Origin of the sequence: Pelodictyon luteolum (assembly GCF_001622165.1) — a bacterium.
Lineage (GTDB): Bacteria > Bacteroidota > Chlorobiia > Chlorobiales > Chlorobiaceae > Chlorobium > Chlorobium luteolum_B.
In genome coordinates this window covers 140,361-157,443 of sequence record NZ_LVWG01000036.1, presented here as the reverse complement: position 1 = coordinate 157,443, position 17,083 = coordinate 140,361, and the positions used below count along the sequence as shown (strand labels likewise).

The window sequence follows — 17,083 nt, the reverse complement described above, 5'->3', positions numbered from 1 at the left end:
GCCTTACGGCATGCGAGTAACCCATAGTTCGCCTCCTTGTTGGACGCGACATCTATGTTAACACATAGGGGTCGCCATACTGTTTGACGCGTCAAGAACGAGCAGTTCCTTGAACTTCGCCGCCGATACATCGAGACTGTCGGCCTTGAAAAGCGACTCACCCTCCGATACAAGTATGGCGATACGAGCCTCTCGTTCTGCGTTCTTGCGCTGCCGCATGAGCTCTGCGCGATGGGCTGGAAGCCTTACCTCAAGGTAGTCCATGGCAGCAAGGTTCATGGGGTCGATAGCAAGCGCCTCTTGGTACTTCGATGCTGACCGGTCGAGACTGCCCAACTTGAAAAGGACAGCACCCTCATCGCAAAGCCCCTGCGCTATGGCAATCTTGTCCTTCGCCTCAGCGATGCCTGCGTTGATTGCTGCGGCCAGCCCTGCTTCTTCAACGATGTCAAGTGCTTCATTCCATGCGTCAAGGGCTCCCTTGAGGTCACCGGTTGCGGCAATCCTGCTGCCGTTCTCATAGGCAGCCCGTGCCTGCTTCGCAACGACAGCACGACGTTCCAGCTCAGCTTTGCGGGCGGGAATGGTATCATTCAGGTAACCTGTCGCCATGAGGTTCGATGCATCAAGAGCAACCAGTTCCTTGAACTTCGCCTCCGATGCCTGAAGGCTGTCCGTCCTGTAGAGCGCCTCGCCCTCCGATGCCAGGGCGACGATGCGGGTCTGGAGTTCTGTCGCCCTATGCTGCTGAGCTGCAGTCACCTGAGCGACCTTCTCCATCATAGCGCCTTTGCTCTCGGGTTTTTCGGCGATCACTACGGCTTCCAGAAAAGCGGCTTTCGCCCCTTCAAGGTCTCCCGACTTAAGGAAACCCTCACCACGCAGGGCAACCTCCGCGACATTCTTTTCAACGAGGGCAAGCCGCTCCAATTCCTGCCTCCGCTTCGGGATGTTGACGTCGACATGCTGGTGTGAAGACCAGTTGGATGGATCAAGCGCCAGCGCATTGCGGAACTTAGCATCAGCTTCGTCGAGACGGTCGCTTTGGAAAAGGCTTTCACCATCACGGACGAGAGCCGCTAGCCGGGCTTCTGCCGCAGCTCGTTCAGCGGCGGCCCGCTCCTCGGCTTTGCGAAACTGCGCCGCAACGGCAGCCTTCAGTTCGGGGTCGCGGGTTGCAGCGTCAGCCTCCCGCCATGCCGTTCCGGCACCCTCCGCATCACCTTCGGCAAAGAACCTGTTGCCCTTTTCAAAAGCCGCTCTGGCCTCAGCTTCAGCCACTGCAAGCCGATGCAGCTCAACCTTTCTGGCAGGAACCTTCACCTCGAGGTAATCCATGGCAACCAGCTGCATCGGGTCGAGCGCAAGTGCTTCGCGAAACATCGCTTCGGCAGCCTGAATGTCACCGGACTGAAAGAGGGAAACCCCCTCAGCAGCGCAACTCGAAGCCCTTCCCCCCCTCTCTTCGGCACGCCCGATCTCACTGCTGATGACAGCGGAACGCTCAGTATCGGAGGTCATGCGCAGCGCCTCCCGCCACTTGGCGACCGAACCCTTCAGATCACCATCGGCAAAAAGAGACCGGCCTTTTTCCATGGCTGCCTTGGCATCTTCCTCACGGGCGGCCTGGAGACGAAGTTCATTGCGCATCGCAGGAATCACACTCTCTATGTAGCGGCGCGCTTCGGGGTTAGATGCCTCAAGGATGAGCGATTCACGGAAACGGGCCTGCGACTCGTCAAGAAGCCTGCGCTCGAAGAGCGCCGTGCCTTCGGCATTCAGGCTCTCAATGCGCAACTTCCGCTCCGCCCGCTGCGCAGCAGTCTTCACCTCAGCCTGTCGAACTTGTTCGATGATGCGACTCTTCGCCTCCGGATCGCGAACGATCGTCAGTGCACGCTTCCATTCGGCCTTCGCCCCGGCAAGGTCACCCGATTCGGCAAGGATGCCGGCACGATCGCAAGCTTTTCGCACCTCAGCAGCGCGCAGGGCCTTGCGCTCAGCCTCCCTGCGGGATTCTATCAGCTCATCTGCTTTGATTATGTTCTGTTCGGCCCGTTCGATCATCTCTCGCAGTGTCAAATCTGCGTCGCCATGAAGCTTGAGGGATGAATCTGCGCCTAAAGAGGGGGCTGACAACAAGGCAAAAATACAGCCTGCAAAGGCCGCATTGACAACGATGAATTTCATTTACTGAACACTTTCAATTGATTCCATGATATATTTCCTCTGAGGATACCTGTGGCGCGTTGATGCGCCACGGAACTGACGGAGTGCCGACCAAAAAAGGCATGCCATCATCAGGGTGAGCAATCAGCACTAACGCTACAGCCGAACACCTAAGATGACCAATTACTGTATTTTGTTAAGTAAGTTAAACAATCGAAACAGGCCAGCCAAGCCATAAAAAAAAGGTGCATGGCACCGATTGTGCGCTGATTGGCATATATTTTCCCGAAGCATTCATCAAACGAAACCCGTTCCCGACATGCAGGTACGTCTCATTGCCCTCACTGCACCGCAAATCAACATAGAGGGCCAAAGCCTTACCGCCGAAGGCCTCATGGCTTACTGTGCGAGGGTATCGAGCCCGCACCAGGAGAGCGCCGACTATGAGAAGCTCCTTGCCTACTGCATCGCACACAAGCACTGGAGCATCTTCGAGATGGCGGACATGACGGTCGAGATCGTGACCTCGCGGGCGATCTCCCCTCAAATCCTCAGACACAGGAGCTTCACGTTTCAGGAATTTTCCATGAGGTATTCGAAGGCCCAGGCGATCGAGCGCTACACGCCGCGCCGGCAGGACAGCAAGAACCGCCAGAACTCCCTCGACGACCTGCCGCCGGAGACCGTGGCATGGTTCGACGAGGCTCAGGAAAGGGTGGCCACGGAGAGCATGGCGCTCTACGAGGCCGCGCTGGAGAAGGGAATAGCCAAGGAGTGCGCCCGTGCGATGCTGCCGCTCGCAACCCAGACGAAACTCTACATGAAAGGCTCGATCCGCAGCTGGATCCACTACCTTGAGGTGCGCACCGATCCGGCGACCCAGAAGGAGCACCGCGACATCGCCCTCGAAATCAGGAAGATCTTCGTCGAGCGCTTCCCCGTCACGGCCTCGGCGCTCGGCTGGAGCTGAGGGGCGCCAGCCCCTCGACCCACGCCAGCTGCTTCGGCAGGCAGACGCGATTGAGATCGTAGGTCTCGCGGGCGAAGCGCCGGGCGTTTTCACCGAGGCGCCGGCGGGCGTCCGGATTGTCGAGAAGGGCGCAGGCCTCTTCGGCAAGCCGGCCCGGGTCGAAAAAGTCCACGAGCCGACCCGTCTCGTCATGGCGGATCGCCTCGACGAGCGGCCCCGTGTCGCTGCCGAGGATGGCGCAGCCGCAGCTCATCGCCTCGAGCAGGCTCCATGAGAGCACGAAGGGGTAGGTGAGGTAGATATGGAGCGTTGAGAGCTGCAGGAGCCTGACGAAGTCCGCATAGGGCACCCTGCCGAGAAAATGGACCCGCTGCCAGTCCGCATCGCCGATCTTCGGGCGAACCTCATCGATAAAGATCCGCTTCCAGCTTTTCCCGTCGGGCGCCTTCGCCCCGTAGCTGACCCCGTCGCCGCCGACGATGAGCACCCGGGCGCCTGTCCGGCGCCTGAGGATCTCCGGCAGGGCACGCATGAAGGTATGGTAGCCCCGGTAAGGCTCGAGGTTGCGGTTGACGAAGGTTACGACCTCGTCCTTCTTTGTCAGCATAAGCCCGCTCCCGAGACGGAGCGTGACTCCAGGATCCGGCGCAAGCCGGGCGGTGTCGATGCCGTCATGGGCGACGGTGATCTTTTCGAGGAACGGCTCCGGGAAGGTGGCGGCCTGCCACTCTGTCGGACTGATGGCCCCGTCAGCCGTTTCGAAGTGCAGCATGTTGTTGAGGTTCCTCAGCCTGAGCCGGCAGGCGGCACCCTCGGGATCCGCCTGGGGGAACTCGGGATCGAAACCGACGTCGGCGCCGTGCGCCCGGTAGTAGAACTCGCAGTAGATGCCGAGCTTCGCCTCCGGCCACACCTCCTTGAGGAAGAGGCTCTCGCCCCAGCCATGGTGGGCGACGATGACGTCAGGAGTGTAGCCAGCCGCTTTGAGTTTCATGGCTCTGCGGAAGCAGGCCTCTCCCCGGATCGCCTTCACCTCGAAATCCTTCACCCAGGGATGCGCGTTCTCGGCCATCCCCCTCGTTATGGCGTAGTTCACCACCCTCACCCCCTGCCATTCGGCGGCGTCCGTTTTCCTCATGGTCAACGCCGTCACCGCGTGGCCGCGCCGGACGAGCTCAGGAGCGAGATGCTTGAACTGGGCAGGGAAGTTCTGATGGATGAAGAGGATGTTCATGACGCCGTTTCAAAGAGAGCACGAAGAGTATTATCACGCCGGACGGGAAGGCAATATAACACATCACATACCGGCCGTCACGCCCTGCCCGCCCATGGCATCGAGTGCAACGGAGTCCATGCGCCTGACTGGCGGGCAATCCGGCGCACCGTTGACTTTGCGGAGAACTCGAGGCCTATGGCGCCAAGCCTCAGGCCATGTATACCTCGGGCAGGTCGTCAAGGAATGAGGATATGCCCATCATCGAGACCTCTTCGAGCACCACATCCGTCGTGAATACCCCCTCGGGAGCGGTGTCTGCCGGGAGAGCGGAAGCGAGGGCATCGTCCGACTCGGCAGACGGGTCTCCGGTCGCGGCCGCAATGAGCGAGTCAAGGGACTGGGCGGAGGTGGAGATGATCTCCTCAAGCTGGTCGAGAGTCCAGTCGGAAGCGAAGTCGGCCTGTGCATCAAGCAGCAGTGCCGCGACACCGGAAACGTACGGCGTCGCCATCGACGTGCCGCTCATTATGGCGTAGGAGTCGTCCAGGTAGGTACTGTAGACGCTCACGCCCGGCGCCACGACATAATCGTACGGATCGACGCTTCCCGCATCGTTGCTGAAGTACGCAACCGATCCGTCGCTGTCGATCGCGCCCACGGCTATTCCGCCCTCCGTTTCCGCAAGAACCGCCGGGTAGGTCGGGCTCGAAAGGCCATCGTTTCCTGCGGCCATGCTGACGATGACGCCGCTGTCGAAGGCGTACTCGAGCGCAAGCACCAGATCGAGCGAGACTGCATCATACGCCCCAAGGGAAAGATTGATGACATCTGCGCCGTTGTCCACAGCATAGTATATGCCTGAGGAGACGTCAAGGAAGGTTCCGGTTCCTTCCGCATCGAGCACCTTCACCGCCATTATGGACGCATCGTAGGCCACCCCCGTCACACCGATGTCGTCATAGAGGCCGGCGATGATCCCCGAGACATGGGTCCCGTGGCCATTGTCATCGAAGGCGTATCCGTCGTCGTTGACGAAGTCGTAACCGAAAATGTCATCGACATACCCGTTGCCGTCGTCATCGATCCCGTTTCCCTCGATCTCAAGCGTATTGATCCAGATGTTGTCGTACAGGTCGCTGTGGAAGTAGTTGACGCCGGTATCGATGACAGCGACGACGATACCTTCTCCGGTATAGCCGGCCTGCCACGCATCGGGTGCATCGATCAGGTTCAGCCCCCAGTCCCATACGCCATAGCCGTCGCCGAAAAGGTCCGCATCGGCGAGAGCCGTTCCGGTGGCAAGCTCGATGGCGGCTGCAGCGTCGACCATACCGTATCCGGATACCGGATCCCACGACGGGGCATCGAAACCCGTCGTGAAGTCATAGGCATCGGTCCCCACGTAGCTGTTCCCGGCAAGATCGGTTACCGCACCATCCCCGATCGCGAGATAATAATGGGTGGCGGCATCGAGATCGAACGACGGATCGATCGTCAGGACATTCCCATCAAACGACACCTGGCTGCCGTCGGTGACGTCGAATCCGTATATCAGCTCACCGGCCGGCGAATCTGCATGCAGCTCGATCAGCCCGCTGCCGGCGCTTACCGCCTCGCTGAAGGTGATGGTGATGTTTGCGTCCGTCTCCACATCGAGGCTCCCGTCGGCGGGACTGAACGCCGTAACCGTCGGGGCGGTGGCATCCGCCAGGGAGATCGTGGTGAAGTCGTATGATGAGGTGCCGACATAGGCGTTGCCCGCCAAATCGGTGACTGCGCCGAACCCGATGGTGAGATAATAGTGGATATCGGCATCGAGATCGAACGACGGGTCGACCGTCAGGACATTTCCTGCGAACGACACCTGGCTGGTATCGGATACGTCAAAAGTATAGAGCAGTTCCCCTGTGGCCGAGCCGGCGTGAAGTTCTATCAGGCCACTGCCGGCCGCAACCGACTCGCTGAAGGTCACGACGACATCCGCATCGAGGGCTACATTCAGGCTGCCGTCCGACGGGCTGAACGCCAATACCTCGGGAGCGACCCTGTCGACCCTGCGGCCTGCGCCACCTGGAGTGAAATCCGTATCGATCGACCCGGGCCCGTGCCGGTCGTCATCACTGATTCTGGAGAGGGGTTCAAGCACATCATACAGGCTGTCATAGGCATGGCTTCCGAACCGCGAAAGCAGTTCAGCATCGTTCCCCAGGGACAAGGGGGACTGCTGTCCGGGAAAATGCTGTTCTCTGTGCTGCTGGAGGATACTGGCGGGGGTACTCTTTTTCATAACCGTACTGCTTGGGTTATCGGAAGCATCACGTATCGGCTTCCTTTCCTTGAAGATAACGATAGTGCGCGATGTTGTCGCAAAAAAACATCAGACCTTCAGCGGCTGCCAGTCGGCAGAAGCAAGCATCGCTGCCGGTACTGCATCTATCCCCTCGGCCATCGGCCACGATTCGCTTTCCGCATGACAGATGACGAAAAGACGGTCGAGCTCGAGCATCAGTACCTGGACATGAATGAATGGCAGCTCAAATGCATCGAGGAGGGACTTGAGGACGCAAGAGCCGGCAGGTACATCGACAGCGACACTCTTATCAAGAAACTGGAGCGGCGCATTGCAGATAGTGTGGACTGAAAGGGCGCTGCTGCGCCTTGCTGAAATGGAGGCCTACAGTCAAACAGGACAGCGAACGCGCCGCACTACAAACAGTACTCAAGCTGGTAACGAAGACCAAGGAGCAGCTGGCACACTACCCCGGCAGCGGAAAACCCGGTCGCATTTACGGAACACGAGAGCTCTATTTTTCAGACCTGCCCTACCTTATCGTCTACAGGGCAGATGCTGACAGGGTACTGGTTCTTGCGGTGTTCCATACCGCCCGGCACGCCCCCAATCCGTAAGACCAGTCGTCCATCATCCATCATCCGCTCCAAAACGGAAAAGCCCCGTTCGGCACACATGCTCCGAACGGGGCTAACTGGTTTATGGCCATTCCAGGGGAGCTCCTGTTCAGCCCTCCACGCGCATCATCGCAAGCGTCTTTGCGAGGCGCTGCTTGAGCTCCTTACGGTGGACGATCATATCCACGAACCCGTGTTCCTGCAGGAACTCGGCGCGCTGGAACCCTTCAGGAAGGTCGCGCTTGATGGTGTCGCGGATGACACGCGGACCGGCAAACCCGATAAGGGCCTTGGGCTCGCTGATGTTGAGGTCACCGAGCATGGCGAAGGATGCGCTTATGCCGCCCATGGTGGGGTCGGTCATGAGGGATATGAAGGGGAGCCTGTTCTCGCCGAGGCGGGTGAGGCGTGCGGCGGTCTTTGCCATCTGCATGAGGCTGAATGCGCCCTCCATCATGCGCGCACCTCCCGACTGAGAGATGACGATAAGCGGAGCGTTGAGCTCGATCGCCTTGTCGGCTGCGCGCGAAATCTTCTCGCCGACAACAGAACCCATCGAGCCGCCGATGAACCCGAAGTCCATGGCCGATATGACGAGGTCGGCGCCGGCACTTTTGCCGAAGGCGTTGCGGCAGGCTTCCGTCTTGCCGCTCTTCTCGATGGTATCGTGCACACGGTCAGGGTACCTCTTGGTATCAACGAAGGTGAGGGGGTCGGCTGCGCGCAGGCAGTCATCGAACTCGGAGAACTCTTCGTTGTCGAACAGGATGGAGAAGTAGCGGTAGGGGGAGATACGGAAATGATGGCCGCACTCGTTGCAGGTGTTGAGGTTCTCCTCAAGCTGGCGGCGGTGGAGCATGGCACCGCAGTCTTCACATTTAGACCAGAGCCCTTCGGGCACGTCGCGCCTGTCAGTGGTGCGTATGGAGGGTTTTACCCGTTTGAACCAGACCATCTTTACAATTAGGGCTAAAGGTTATACATTAGGATACAAGATATACTGTCGGCACGACAAACTCAAACGCGTCCTTCACGATCCCCTGGTCTGAAGCCGATGAACCCGGAGCGCACCACTTGCTGAACCTGAGACCCCTCCTCCTTTCCCTCGCTCTGGCGGCTGCTCTCTTCGCCTCCGGCGGCCCGGGACCATCCTGTGCCGAAGGACGGACCCTCACCGTGTGGCCCGACACCCTCAGTATGCCCTCCCGTCGCTACAGCCTCACACCGGCAATGCGCCCCTTCAGGAAAACCGTGGGCCTTGCACTGTCGGGCGGCGGCGCCAACGGCATATCGCAGATCGGCGTTCTGAAGGCACTTGAAGAGGAACAGGTACCCATCGACCATATCGCCGGAACCAGCATGGGCGCCGTAATCGGCGGCCTCTACAGCTGCGGCTATACCCCTTCGGAACTGCAGGCCATCGCCCACAGCCTGCCATGGCAGTCTATCGTCACCATCGGCAAGGACGATTACTCCCGCTCAAACGTCTTTCTCGAGCAGCAGCGGGTCCGCGACCGCTCCACCGTCGCCATCCGCTTCGACAAACTGAAACTTGTCATTCCGCGCTCGCTCAATTCAGCGCAGTCCCTGACAGAGACACTCGACCTCCTTGCAATCAACGCCCTCTACCCGGCCTCAGGCGAGTTCAATGAGCTTCCCGTCCAGTTCAGGGCAGTAACGACCGACCTCGTCACGGGCCGCCGCGTCACCCTTTCCTCCGGCTCGCTCTCAGAAGCCATGCGGGCAAGCAGCACCATACCGGTGCTCTTCTCCCCCATCCGCCGCGGTTCAGAGGAACTGGTGGACGGCGGGCTCGTGGCCAACCTGCCGGTCGACGAGCTCGACGCATTCAATGCAGGCTACAGAATCGCCGTCGACACCCATGGCAGCATGTACGCCACAGGCCGTGAGCTCGACCTGCCCTGGAAGGCTGCTGACCAGGCAATGACCATCCTTACCAAGCTGCAATACCCCGCACAGCTCGAACGGGCCGACATCGTCATTGCTCCCGATCTGGAAGGCCGTATGGCGACAGACTTCTCGGACATCGACGGGCTCGTCAAAGTCGGCTACCAGAAGGGAAAGGTACTGGCCGGCACCATCAAGCGCAGCATCGCTGATGGCGGCAGGAAAAGCGCCCCGTCCCCCATCAGGGGATGGCGTAAAGAGGTGCGGTTCCCGGAGGAGAGTCCGGAATACATCGAACACTACCGCATCGTATCGGGCATCGTGCGCAACGCCACAGACACAAGGGCTGCACTCCGTGAACTGCTTGAAACCGACCTCTTTACCAGAGTTTGGGCAGAACTAGACACCGGGAAGAAACGGGTAGCGTTTCACCTTGTGCCCCTGCCCGCCATCCGCCAGGTGCGCATCAGCGGCGGACCGACAGGCGTACTCTCTTTCGATGAGCAGGCCGCCTGCTTCTCACCGGTAATGGAAAGGGTCTATACCAACCGGGCGGGCACCCTGGCGCTCGAGAATCTTGTAAGGACATATCGGAAGAAGGGCTATATCCTCGTCAACCTCAAGCCCTCTTCGCTCTCCGGCGGTACTCTCTCAGTCGCCCTCACCTCCGGCAAAGCAGGCTCCATCGTCGTCTCGCAGGACCGCAACATCACGGGCCCGACCCCTGTGCTGCGTGAGATCAAGATCGACACATCGAGGGCCGTTGTGTATGGCAAAGCGAAGGAATCGGTCGAAAACCTTTATGAGACCGGAGTGTTCAGCCGGGTGTCGGTAGCAGCAGAACAGCCCGACCCGGACGATGAACACCTGCAGAGCGCGCTCCTCAAGTTCACGCTCGACGAGAAGCCGGCCACCGTGCTCCGAATAGGCCTGCGTTACGATGAAACCAGCAATGCGCAGTTCCTGCTCGACTACCGCAACGAAAACCTCTGGGGATCGACCAGTTCGCTCGGCGGCTGGCTGAAGACAGGAACGAAAAACAATGTCGTGAACCTTGAGTTCAACATGCCGCGCATTGCCGCCACAAACCTGACAATGTCGTCACGCGCATTCTATGACCAGCACCGGTTCAACCACTCCAGCATCACCTTCGACAAAGAGTTCCTCGCCGACCTGTCGGAGCAGACCGGCAGCTACAACATCGAACGATATGGCATATCGACGGCGTTCGGCACCCGCCTGAAGAAAAACGGGAAGCTTATTGTTGACGCAACACTGCAGAGCGTCCGTTCGGAAAACGAGACAGAAAACGGCTTGCCGCTCGAAACCGGAAAGGCAGCGCTCGTCACCCTCGGTACCCAGCTGACGATCGACTCACGCGACAGCCCGCTCATTCCGACAACAGGAAGCCTCAGCAACCTGCGCTATTCAGCCACCCCCGTGACCCTCGACAACGAGGAGCTGTTCTGGCAGATCTCCGGGAACCATGAAGAGAACATCCCCATTGCGCCGCGCACCACCCTGCAGCTTTCGGGTCTGTTCGGAGTGAGCAACGGCCATGTACCGCTTTCGGAACAGTTTTTCCTGGGTGGCCCCGGTACGGCCTACAGCCGGCGGTTCATCGGCCTGAAGGAGAGCGCACTGCCGGGCAACAACATAGCGGCCGCCGGCGTGCAGCTGCAGTACAGCCCCCCCGGAGACATCATCTTTCCAACCTCGCTCCGGTTGATCTACAACGCAGGCAATGTATGGGACCGCCGCGAAGATATCGCATTGGCACAGCTCATACACGGCATCGGCACGAGCCTTGTCTGGGCGACCCCCATCGGCCCGGCCCGCTTTACCATATCCAAAGCCTTCTCGTTCATGAGAAATGCCGAAGACAAAGAATCCTCTAACCTGCGCTTTGCCGATACGGTCTATTACTTCAGTCTCGGCCATGACTTCTGAACCGGTGGACACCATGAAAAAACAGGACAGGCGCCCCGAAATACTGGTATGCAACGATGACGGCATCGAGGGGGAAGGGATTCACGTGCTTGCCGCATCGATGAAGAAGCTCGGCAATGTGACGGTGGTGGCACCGGCCGAACCGCACAGCGGCATGAGCCACGCCATGACCCTCGGCGTACCGCTCCGCATCCGGGAGTTCCGGCGCAACAACCGGTTTTTCGGTCACACCGTCTCCGGCACTCCGGTCGACTGCATCAAGGTGGCCCTGAGCCACATCATGAAAGTAAAGCCGGACCTGATTGTATCGGGCATCAACTACGGCAGCAACACTGCCATGAGTACCCTCTACTCCGGCACCGTTGCTGCGGCGCTTGAGGGGGCGATACAGGGGGTCACCTCGCTTGCGTTCTCGCTGACAACCTACGAACACGCCGACTTCACCTACGCAGGAAAGTTCGCCCGGAAACTGGCGCGCAAAGTGCTGCAGGAGGGGCTGCCGGATGATACCATCCTGTCGGTCAACATCCCCAACGTCCCCGAAGCAGACATTCAGGGCGTCTGTGTTACGGGACAGGGACGGTCGCGATGGTCGGAAGACGCAATAGAACGCAACGACATGTACGGCAACCCCTACTACTGGCTCAACGGCACCCTCATGCTGCTCGACGAAGGGATGGAAAGCGATGAGTTCGCCGTACGCAGGAACTTCGTCACCCTCACCCCGCTCTCATGCGACCTGACCCGGCACGGGTTCAGAAGTACCCTTGAACAATGGAAACTGCAAAAATAGGCCGGTGAACACCTTTCTTCTTGATTACAACACCATACTGACCCCGAAAAAGGGGTTTCCGAAGCTTTTCAGGGACTATACCTCGGAAGGGGCACAGCGCGACAGCCTGCTCGGACGCTGCTTCCACCTCGACGACAGAAAAGAAGCGGACTACTACCGCCAGCTCGGGCTGCTCGCATCACGCCGGTTCCAGCGCGACAGTCTTGTCGATATGCTGCAGACACAGAACCGCCGGTTCGGTGGTGGTGAAGTGCGGGAGCGCGAGATCGAAAAACTACGTTCCCCGCGCTGCATGGCGGTGGTGACCGGTCAGCAGCTCGGCCTTTTCACGGGACCGCTTTACACCATCTACAAAGCCCTCAGCGCCGTGGTCTTCGCCCTGCGCCAGAAAGCCCTCTTCCCCGAGTATGACTTCGTGCCGGTATTCTGGCTCGAAGGCGAAGATCACGACTATGACGAGCCGGCCCACACGGCAATCTTCTCCCCGGGTGGGGGGCTGACCCATTTCCGGCCGGAGACAAACCGGCGTCTTCCGGACCAGATGGTCGGCAGCACCGCGCTCGACCCTTCGATCCGGAATACCGTCGAACAATTCCTCGAAATGCTCCCGCCCTCCGACTACCGTGAGGAGGTGGCCTCAATCCTCAGGGAGTGCTACTTCCCCGGCAACACCTTCGAAGGGGCCTTTGCTTCGATGCTGTTGCGCCTCATGCCCGAGGAGCCCCTCATTCTGCTCTCAAGCTTCGACCCTGCCTTCAAGCGCATGGCTGCAGGGGTGTTCACAAGAGAGCTCGAAACTGCGCCGGCCAGCTCCTACAACGTGGTCGCCCAGAGCTCGACGCTCGAAGAGCTCGGCTACGGGGCGCAGACCAAACCACGGGCGGTCAACCTCTTCCACCTGAACCAGCACGGTCAGCGCCAGAAAATTGAGCATCCATCCCCCGACATCTTCACCCTCACCGGAGAGAACCAGCAATACTCCCGGCACCAGATGCTTGAGCTTGTAAGCGATCACCCCGAACGGTTCAGCCCCAACGTAGTGCTCCGTCCAATCGTGCAGGACACGGTGCTGCCGACCTTCGCCTACGTGGCAGGCCCGGGAGAAATCAGCTACCTGGCACAGTACCGCAGGAACTACGAACACTTCGGCATCACCATGCCGTTTATTGTCCCGAGAGGTAGCTTCACACTCGTTGAGCCTAGGATCAGCCGCATCATGGACCGCATGCTGCAGGTTACGGGCAGGCCTGGGTTTTCACGCAAACAGATTTATGCCGCGGTGTTCAGTGATCTTGATGAAATAAAAAAGAAGGCGATCGCAACCGCCGAAAACCGGTCGCTGGAACCCATGTTCCAGGAGGCAAGAGAGGAGATCCAGCGCACACTCGACAAGCTCCTGCCGACACTGTCGAAAATTGATTCAACCCTCGAGCCGATGCTCGGAGCTTCGAAGGCGCAGGCGGAAAAGATTGTGGAAAACATCGAACAGAAGACATGGAAGGCGGGGCGGAGAAAACACGAGGAGCTCCTTGAGCAGATCCTGAAGGCGGAAACAGCGCTCTTTCCCGAAGGCGGACCGCAGGAGCGTCTCGTGAACATCTGTTACTTCCTGAACAAGTATGGAACGGGCCTCATCGGCACCCTTAAAGAGCAGCTGCAGGGGCACTCGAGCGAGTCGCACATCATTCTGGAGCTATAGAACTCCGCGCCCCTACTCGGGCCCGCAGGCGGCTTGGCCTTCACCCGACTCGCGGCTCAAAATCTGGCAGCACTTGCAGACCATGAATCGGAGTTCTTCAGGCGCAACCTCTTCCTGGAGCTTTTTGGCCGCAATCTTGATCTCCTGGCGATAAACCTTGGTTTTCACCACCTGCAGGCCGCGTTTCCTATGGATGTACTGCGACACAGCCGCAGGAGTCACACCAAGCAGCTTGGCGGCCTGCGACTGGGTCATACCGGTTTTTACCAGTTCTATTGCAAGATCGGCCCGGATCTGCGGCAGGTTGTACCAGACCGCTTTTTCACAGGGAAATATCACGATGACGATAGTCTAAGAGTTGAATGCAAAAACTAACAGCAAAACGCACCACCATGAGACCAACACTCCGTTCCGCCGCAGGCTGGGCTGTGCTCGCCCTCATGCTGATGCAGTTCATTCCGCTGGGTCGGCTGAACCCCGATCCACCCTCGCCGCTAAGAGCCCCGGCCCCGATCCTTCAAGCTCTCGGAAAGGCCTGTTACGACTGCCACTCCTACCGGACCCGCTGGCCGAGGGCTGCCTATGTGGCGCCTCTGTCATGGTTCATCGCTCACAGCGTCAGAAACGGCCGCGATGCACTGAACTTTTCCGACTGGGACCAATCCCGGATTCTGCAGAGCGACTCGCTGAAGAACACCATCCTTATGGTGATCGGAAAAGGTAGCGGGCACCAGCAAATGTACTACATACTCAACCCTGAGGCAAGGCTCACCGCCAGCGAAGAGGCTGCCCTCGTCACATGGCTGAAAGCAGCCGGCATGCAACACTGAAGGAATGCCTGCGGCTCTCTAAAAATTCAGCGAATAGCCTTCCGGGTAGAAGGTCCTGATGATGGGAAGCACCTCTTCCGGGGTGTCGACGAGATATATGAAGCCGAGGTCCGACGGAGAAATGAAGCCGTGATCACGGAGCATCGTATCGCATATCCAGCGATAGAGCCCATCCCAGTAGGATTTCCCAACCAATATAACAGGAAATCTCGCACTTTTTCCTGTCTGAATCAAGGTAATGGCTTCGGATACCTCGTCAAGCGTCCCGAATCCCCCGGGCAGGGCGATAAAAGCCTGGGAGTATTTCAGGAACATGACTTTGCGAACAAAAAAGTACTGGAACCCGACGAGGCGACCGGGATCGATGTAAGAATTGGGGGTCTGCTGGTTCGGCAGCTTGATGTTGAAACCGATTGAACTGCCGCCAGCTTCCTGTGCCCCGCGATTGGCCGCCTCCATCACGCCGGGCCCTCCGCCGGTCACCACCGCCAACCCCTCCTCGGCAAGCAGCCCGCCGATCCGGCGGGCCTGCAGGTACTCCCCGCTCCCCTCTGCAACACGGGTTGAGCCGAACACGCTGACGGCCGGCCCGGCATCCGCCATCACCTCGAAGCCGCTTACAAATTCCGCCATGATTTTGAATACCCGCCAACCATCGACCATAAAATCCCCCTCGTGGCCGTTTGCGGGCAGCGGCGGAGGCAGTGGAGACGGGGTTCTGCCGCCGGAAGGCGGCTGATGCTGGTTCGGGTCCATGGTGTCAGCGGGAAAGTTCCAGGAAGTTACCGATGATCTTCATCCCCTCTCCGGTCATGATCGACTCGGGATGAAACTGGACACCGTAGAGACGAAGGGCTGTACTGTCCATCCCCATGATGACACCGTCTTCAGTCCATGCGCGAATGGTCAGTTCCTTCGCCAGACTCTCCTTTTCGACGATAAGCGAGTGGTAGCGGGTGGCCGTAAAGGGGTTCCTGACGTTGCGGAACACCCCTTCGCCATCGTGGTAAACCTCGGAGGTCTTGCCGTGCATTATCTCGCGGGCCCTGACCACCCTGCCGCCGAGGGCGGCGCCGATGGACTGGTGGCCGAGGCAGACCCCGAAAAGCGGAATCCGGCCCTTCACGGCGTGGATGAGCGGAACCGATATGCCTGCGTCGTCAGGCGTGCCGGGGCCGGGAGAGATGACAATTCCCCGGGGAGCCATGGCGAGTGCCTCCTCCACCGAGATCTCGTCATTGCGGAAGACAGAGACTTCCGCACCGGCTTCCCCGATGTACTGTACCAGATTGTAGGTGAACGAATCGTAGTTGTCAATGACAAGGATCATGCAGAACAGTGCTTATGATGTTAAACGGATACTGAATGGAGACCCGTCGCTGAGGCGGCGGAACGGAACATGGCCTCATACTCGGGGCCTGCCGCAACTGCCCGGCGCGCCATGGCCGTTCTGGCTGTCTCGAAGGCCCGATCGACCTCATGGGGGATGAATCCGCCGCTTCCGCCCCACGAGAAGGATGGGATCTCCTTCGGGGGAAAGCCGGCGCCGAAGATGTTGCAGCCATAACCCGCAACGGTCCCCGTGTTGAAGAGGGTACCGATTGACGAGCGGCAGTGCTCTGCCATCAAGAGGCCGAGAAACCGGAGCCCGGTCGACTCTTCCCGCCCGCCGCAGAGGATCCGGACAGAGCTATAGTTGTTTTTAAGGTCCGAGGTAATCGTACCGGCCCCGAGGTTGCACCAGGAGGAAATGTAGGAGTGGCCGAGGAACCCGTCATGCTGCTTGTTGGCGAACGGCTCGATAATGGAGTCCTCGACCTCGCCGCCGACTTTCGATTCGGTGCCAATGGAGACGTTGCTGTATACCCTCGCGGCAGCCTTCACCCGACATCCGGCACCGGCGTATACGTTCAGACTAACGAGCGCCAGCGGCTCCACGACGGCGCCCGGCCCTATGGCCACAAACCCTCCGTCGGCATCAAGCACTGCGCCAGCTCTGACAACTGCCCCCGGGGCGACCCAGGTTGCAGAAGAATCCGTAATGACTGCAGAAGGATGCACCTCGCCTTCCAGGCGGCCAAGCGGCAGTGACTCGGCATCACGGAGCAGTTCGGCCGGGTGCAACGCGACCGGATCCCAGAGGTTCGAGAGAAGTCTGAACCCTCCTGCCCGCTCAACCCTCAGCCCCTCAACCAGCCGGTTGGTGTCGATAAGGTCCGGGAGGGATCCATCAGTTTCCATGATGAGGCCCGGCCTGATGCGGGCAAAAAGCAGCTCGTCGTCCTGCATCGAGGCGGTTCCGGGGGTGAATGCACCTGCTTCAATGAGGGTGCCGGTCACAGCGTCACAGACGAGTCTGCCGTTGACAAGGAGGATGTCGTCCTCCATGAGGAGATTCACCGGGGCTGAAGGATACGCCATGGCGTACCATGGAGCCAGTCGGCGGCGCATATGGAAGGTGAAAGAGATCCCGGGAGCGTAATGTTCAAATTTTTCGCGCAGGGTTCGAAAGCCTGTCGTAAGGCCGTAAACAGGCTTGAGCCCGGCAAGGGGCATCAGCCGTTCGGCCAGCGCATCTTCAAATACTAGGACCTGCATGATAGCTCGATCGATACTGTTGGCTTCACCGGACTCTCCTCAT

Annotated in this window: 16 protein-coding genes; 8 read left to right on the top strand and 8 right to left on the bottom strand. The window is 59.4% G+C overall.

The annotated features are described in order from the left end of the window. Positions 1 to 57: 57 nt before the first annotated feature. Positions 58 to 2,190, bottom strand: a complete 2,133-nt coding sequence (locus tag A3K90_RS10165) for a hypothetical protein (RefSeq protein ID WP_303682498.1) — start codon at positions 2,188 to 2,190, stop codon at positions 58 to 60. A gap of 298 nt (positions 2,191 to 2,488) precedes the next feature. On the opposite strand from A3K90_RS10165, the gene thyX reads away from it, so the two are divergent. Next, entirely contained in the window at positions 2,489 to 3,139 is a 651-nt protein-coding gene (thyX, locus tag A3K90_RS10160) for an FAD-dependent thymidylate synthase (RefSeq protein WP_041463733.1), read from the top strand. Here the strand turns inward: thyX and A3K90_RS10155 are convergent. Both A3K90_RS10155 and A3K90_RS10150 read right to left on the bottom strand, forming a co-directional pair. Then, a complete protein-coding gene (locus A3K90_RS10155; RefSeq protein ID WP_303682497.1) occupies positions 3,111 to 4,373 on the bottom strand; it encodes a glycosyltransferase family 4 protein in 1,263 nt (420 codons plus the stop codon). The genes thyX and A3K90_RS10155 overlap by 29 nt on opposite strands. A 190-nt stretch (positions 4,374 to 4,563) precedes the next feature. Then, positions 4,564 to 6,642, bottom strand: coding sequence for a S8 family serine peptidase (locus A3K90_RS10150; protein ID WP_303682496.1), 2,079 nt, complete (start codon positions 6,640 to 6,642; stop codon positions 4,564 to 4,566). A 49-nt stretch (positions 6,643 to 6,691) separates the two neighbouring features. Here A3K90_RS10150 and A3K90_RS10145 point away from each other — a divergent pair, with 49 nt between their 5' ends. Genes A3K90_RS10145 through A3K90_RS10135 form a run of 3 tightly spaced genes read left to right on the top strand, consistent with a single transcriptional unit; the run spans position 6,692 to position 7,262 of the window. Next, a complete protein-coding gene (locus A3K90_RS10145) occupies positions 6,692 to 6,829 on the top strand; it encodes a hypothetical protein (protein ID WP_303682495.1) in 138 nt (45 codons plus the stop codon). Further along, positions 6,826 to 6,996 (top strand): hypothetical protein, encoded by a 171-nt coding sequence (locus A3K90_RS10140; RefSeq protein ID WP_303682494.1) that lies wholly within the window; start codon positions 6,826 to 6,828, stop codon positions 6,994 to 6,996. Before A3K90_RS10145 ends, A3K90_RS10140 begins: the two co-directional genes overlap by 4 nt. 17 nt (positions 6,997 to 7,013) lie before the next feature. Then, positions 7,014 to 7,262 (top strand): type II toxin-antitoxin system RelE/ParE family toxin, encoded by a 249-nt coding sequence (locus A3K90_RS10135; RefSeq protein WP_303682493.1) that lies wholly within the window; start codon positions 7,014 to 7,016, stop codon positions 7,260 to 7,262. Between the two features lie 109 nt (positions 7,263 to 7,371). Here the strand turns inward: A3K90_RS10135 and accD are convergent, their stop codons facing one another. Beyond that, positions 7,372 to 8,217, bottom strand: a complete 846-nt coding sequence (gene accD, locus A3K90_RS10130; RefSeq protein ID WP_303682492.1) for an acetyl-CoA carboxylase, carboxyltransferase subunit beta — start codon at positions 8,215 to 8,217, stop codon at positions 7,372 to 7,374. A gap of 119 nt (positions 8,218 to 8,336) precedes the next feature. On the opposite strand from accD, the gene A3K90_RS10125 reads away from it, so the two are divergent. Genes A3K90_RS10125 through bshC form a run of 3 tightly spaced genes read left to right on the top strand, consistent with a single transcriptional unit; the run spans position 8,337 to position 13,612 of the window. Beyond that, entirely contained in the window at positions 8,337 to 11,120 is a 2,784-nt protein-coding gene (locus A3K90_RS10125) for a BamA/TamA family outer membrane protein (RefSeq protein WP_369690420.1), read from the top strand. A 13-nt stretch (positions 11,121 to 11,133) separates the two neighbouring features. After that, positions 11,134 to 11,913: a 5'/3'-nucleotidase SurE gene (surE, locus tag A3K90_RS10120; RefSeq protein ID WP_303682491.1), complete on the top strand. Its 780-nt coding sequence runs from the start codon at positions 11,134 to 11,136 to the stop codon at positions 11,911 to 11,913. Between the two features lie 4 nt (positions 11,914 to 11,917). After that, positions 11,918 to 13,612, top strand: coding sequence for a bacillithiol biosynthesis cysteine-adding enzyme BshC (gene bshC, locus A3K90_RS10115; RefSeq protein ID WP_303682490.1), 1,695 nt, complete (start codon positions 11,918 to 11,920; stop codon positions 13,610 to 13,612). Between the two features lie 12 nt (positions 13,613 to 13,624). On the opposite strand, the gene A3K90_RS10110 is transcribed toward bshC, so the two are convergent. Then, a complete protein-coding gene (locus A3K90_RS10110) occupies positions 13,625 to 13,951 on the bottom strand; it encodes a transcriptional regulator (protein WP_303682489.1) in 327 nt (108 codons plus the stop codon). 53 nt (positions 13,952 to 14,004) lie between these two features. On the opposite strand from A3K90_RS10110, the gene A3K90_RS10105 reads away from it, so the two are divergent. Next, positions 14,005 to 14,442, top strand: coding sequence for a heme-binding domain-containing protein (locus A3K90_RS10105; RefSeq protein ID WP_303682488.1), 438 nt, complete (start codon positions 14,005 to 14,007; stop codon positions 14,440 to 14,442). Between the two features lie 18 nt (positions 14,443 to 14,460). Here A3K90_RS10105 and A3K90_RS10100 read toward each other — a convergent pair whose 3' ends face one another. Genes A3K90_RS10100 through A3K90_RS10090 form a run of 3 tightly spaced genes read right to left on the bottom strand, consistent with a single transcriptional unit; the run spans position 14,461 to position 17,040 of the window. Next, a complete protein-coding gene (locus tag A3K90_RS10100) occupies positions 14,461 to 15,198 on the bottom strand; it encodes a TIGR00730 family Rossman fold protein (RefSeq protein ID WP_303682487.1) in 738 nt (245 codons plus the stop codon). A 4-nt stretch (positions 15,199 to 15,202) separates the two neighbouring features. Next, positions 15,203 to 15,772, bottom strand: coding sequence for an aminodeoxychorismate/anthranilate synthase component II (locus A3K90_RS10095; RefSeq protein WP_303682486.1), 570 nt, complete (start codon positions 15,770 to 15,772; stop codon positions 15,203 to 15,205). 20 nt (positions 15,773 to 15,792) lie between these two features. Next, positions 15,793 to 17,040, bottom strand: a complete 1,248-nt coding sequence (locus A3K90_RS10090) for a GlmU family protein (protein ID WP_303682485.1) — start codon at positions 17,038 to 17,040, stop codon at positions 15,793 to 15,795. Between the last annotated feature and the right edge of the window lie 43 nt (positions 17,041 to 17,083).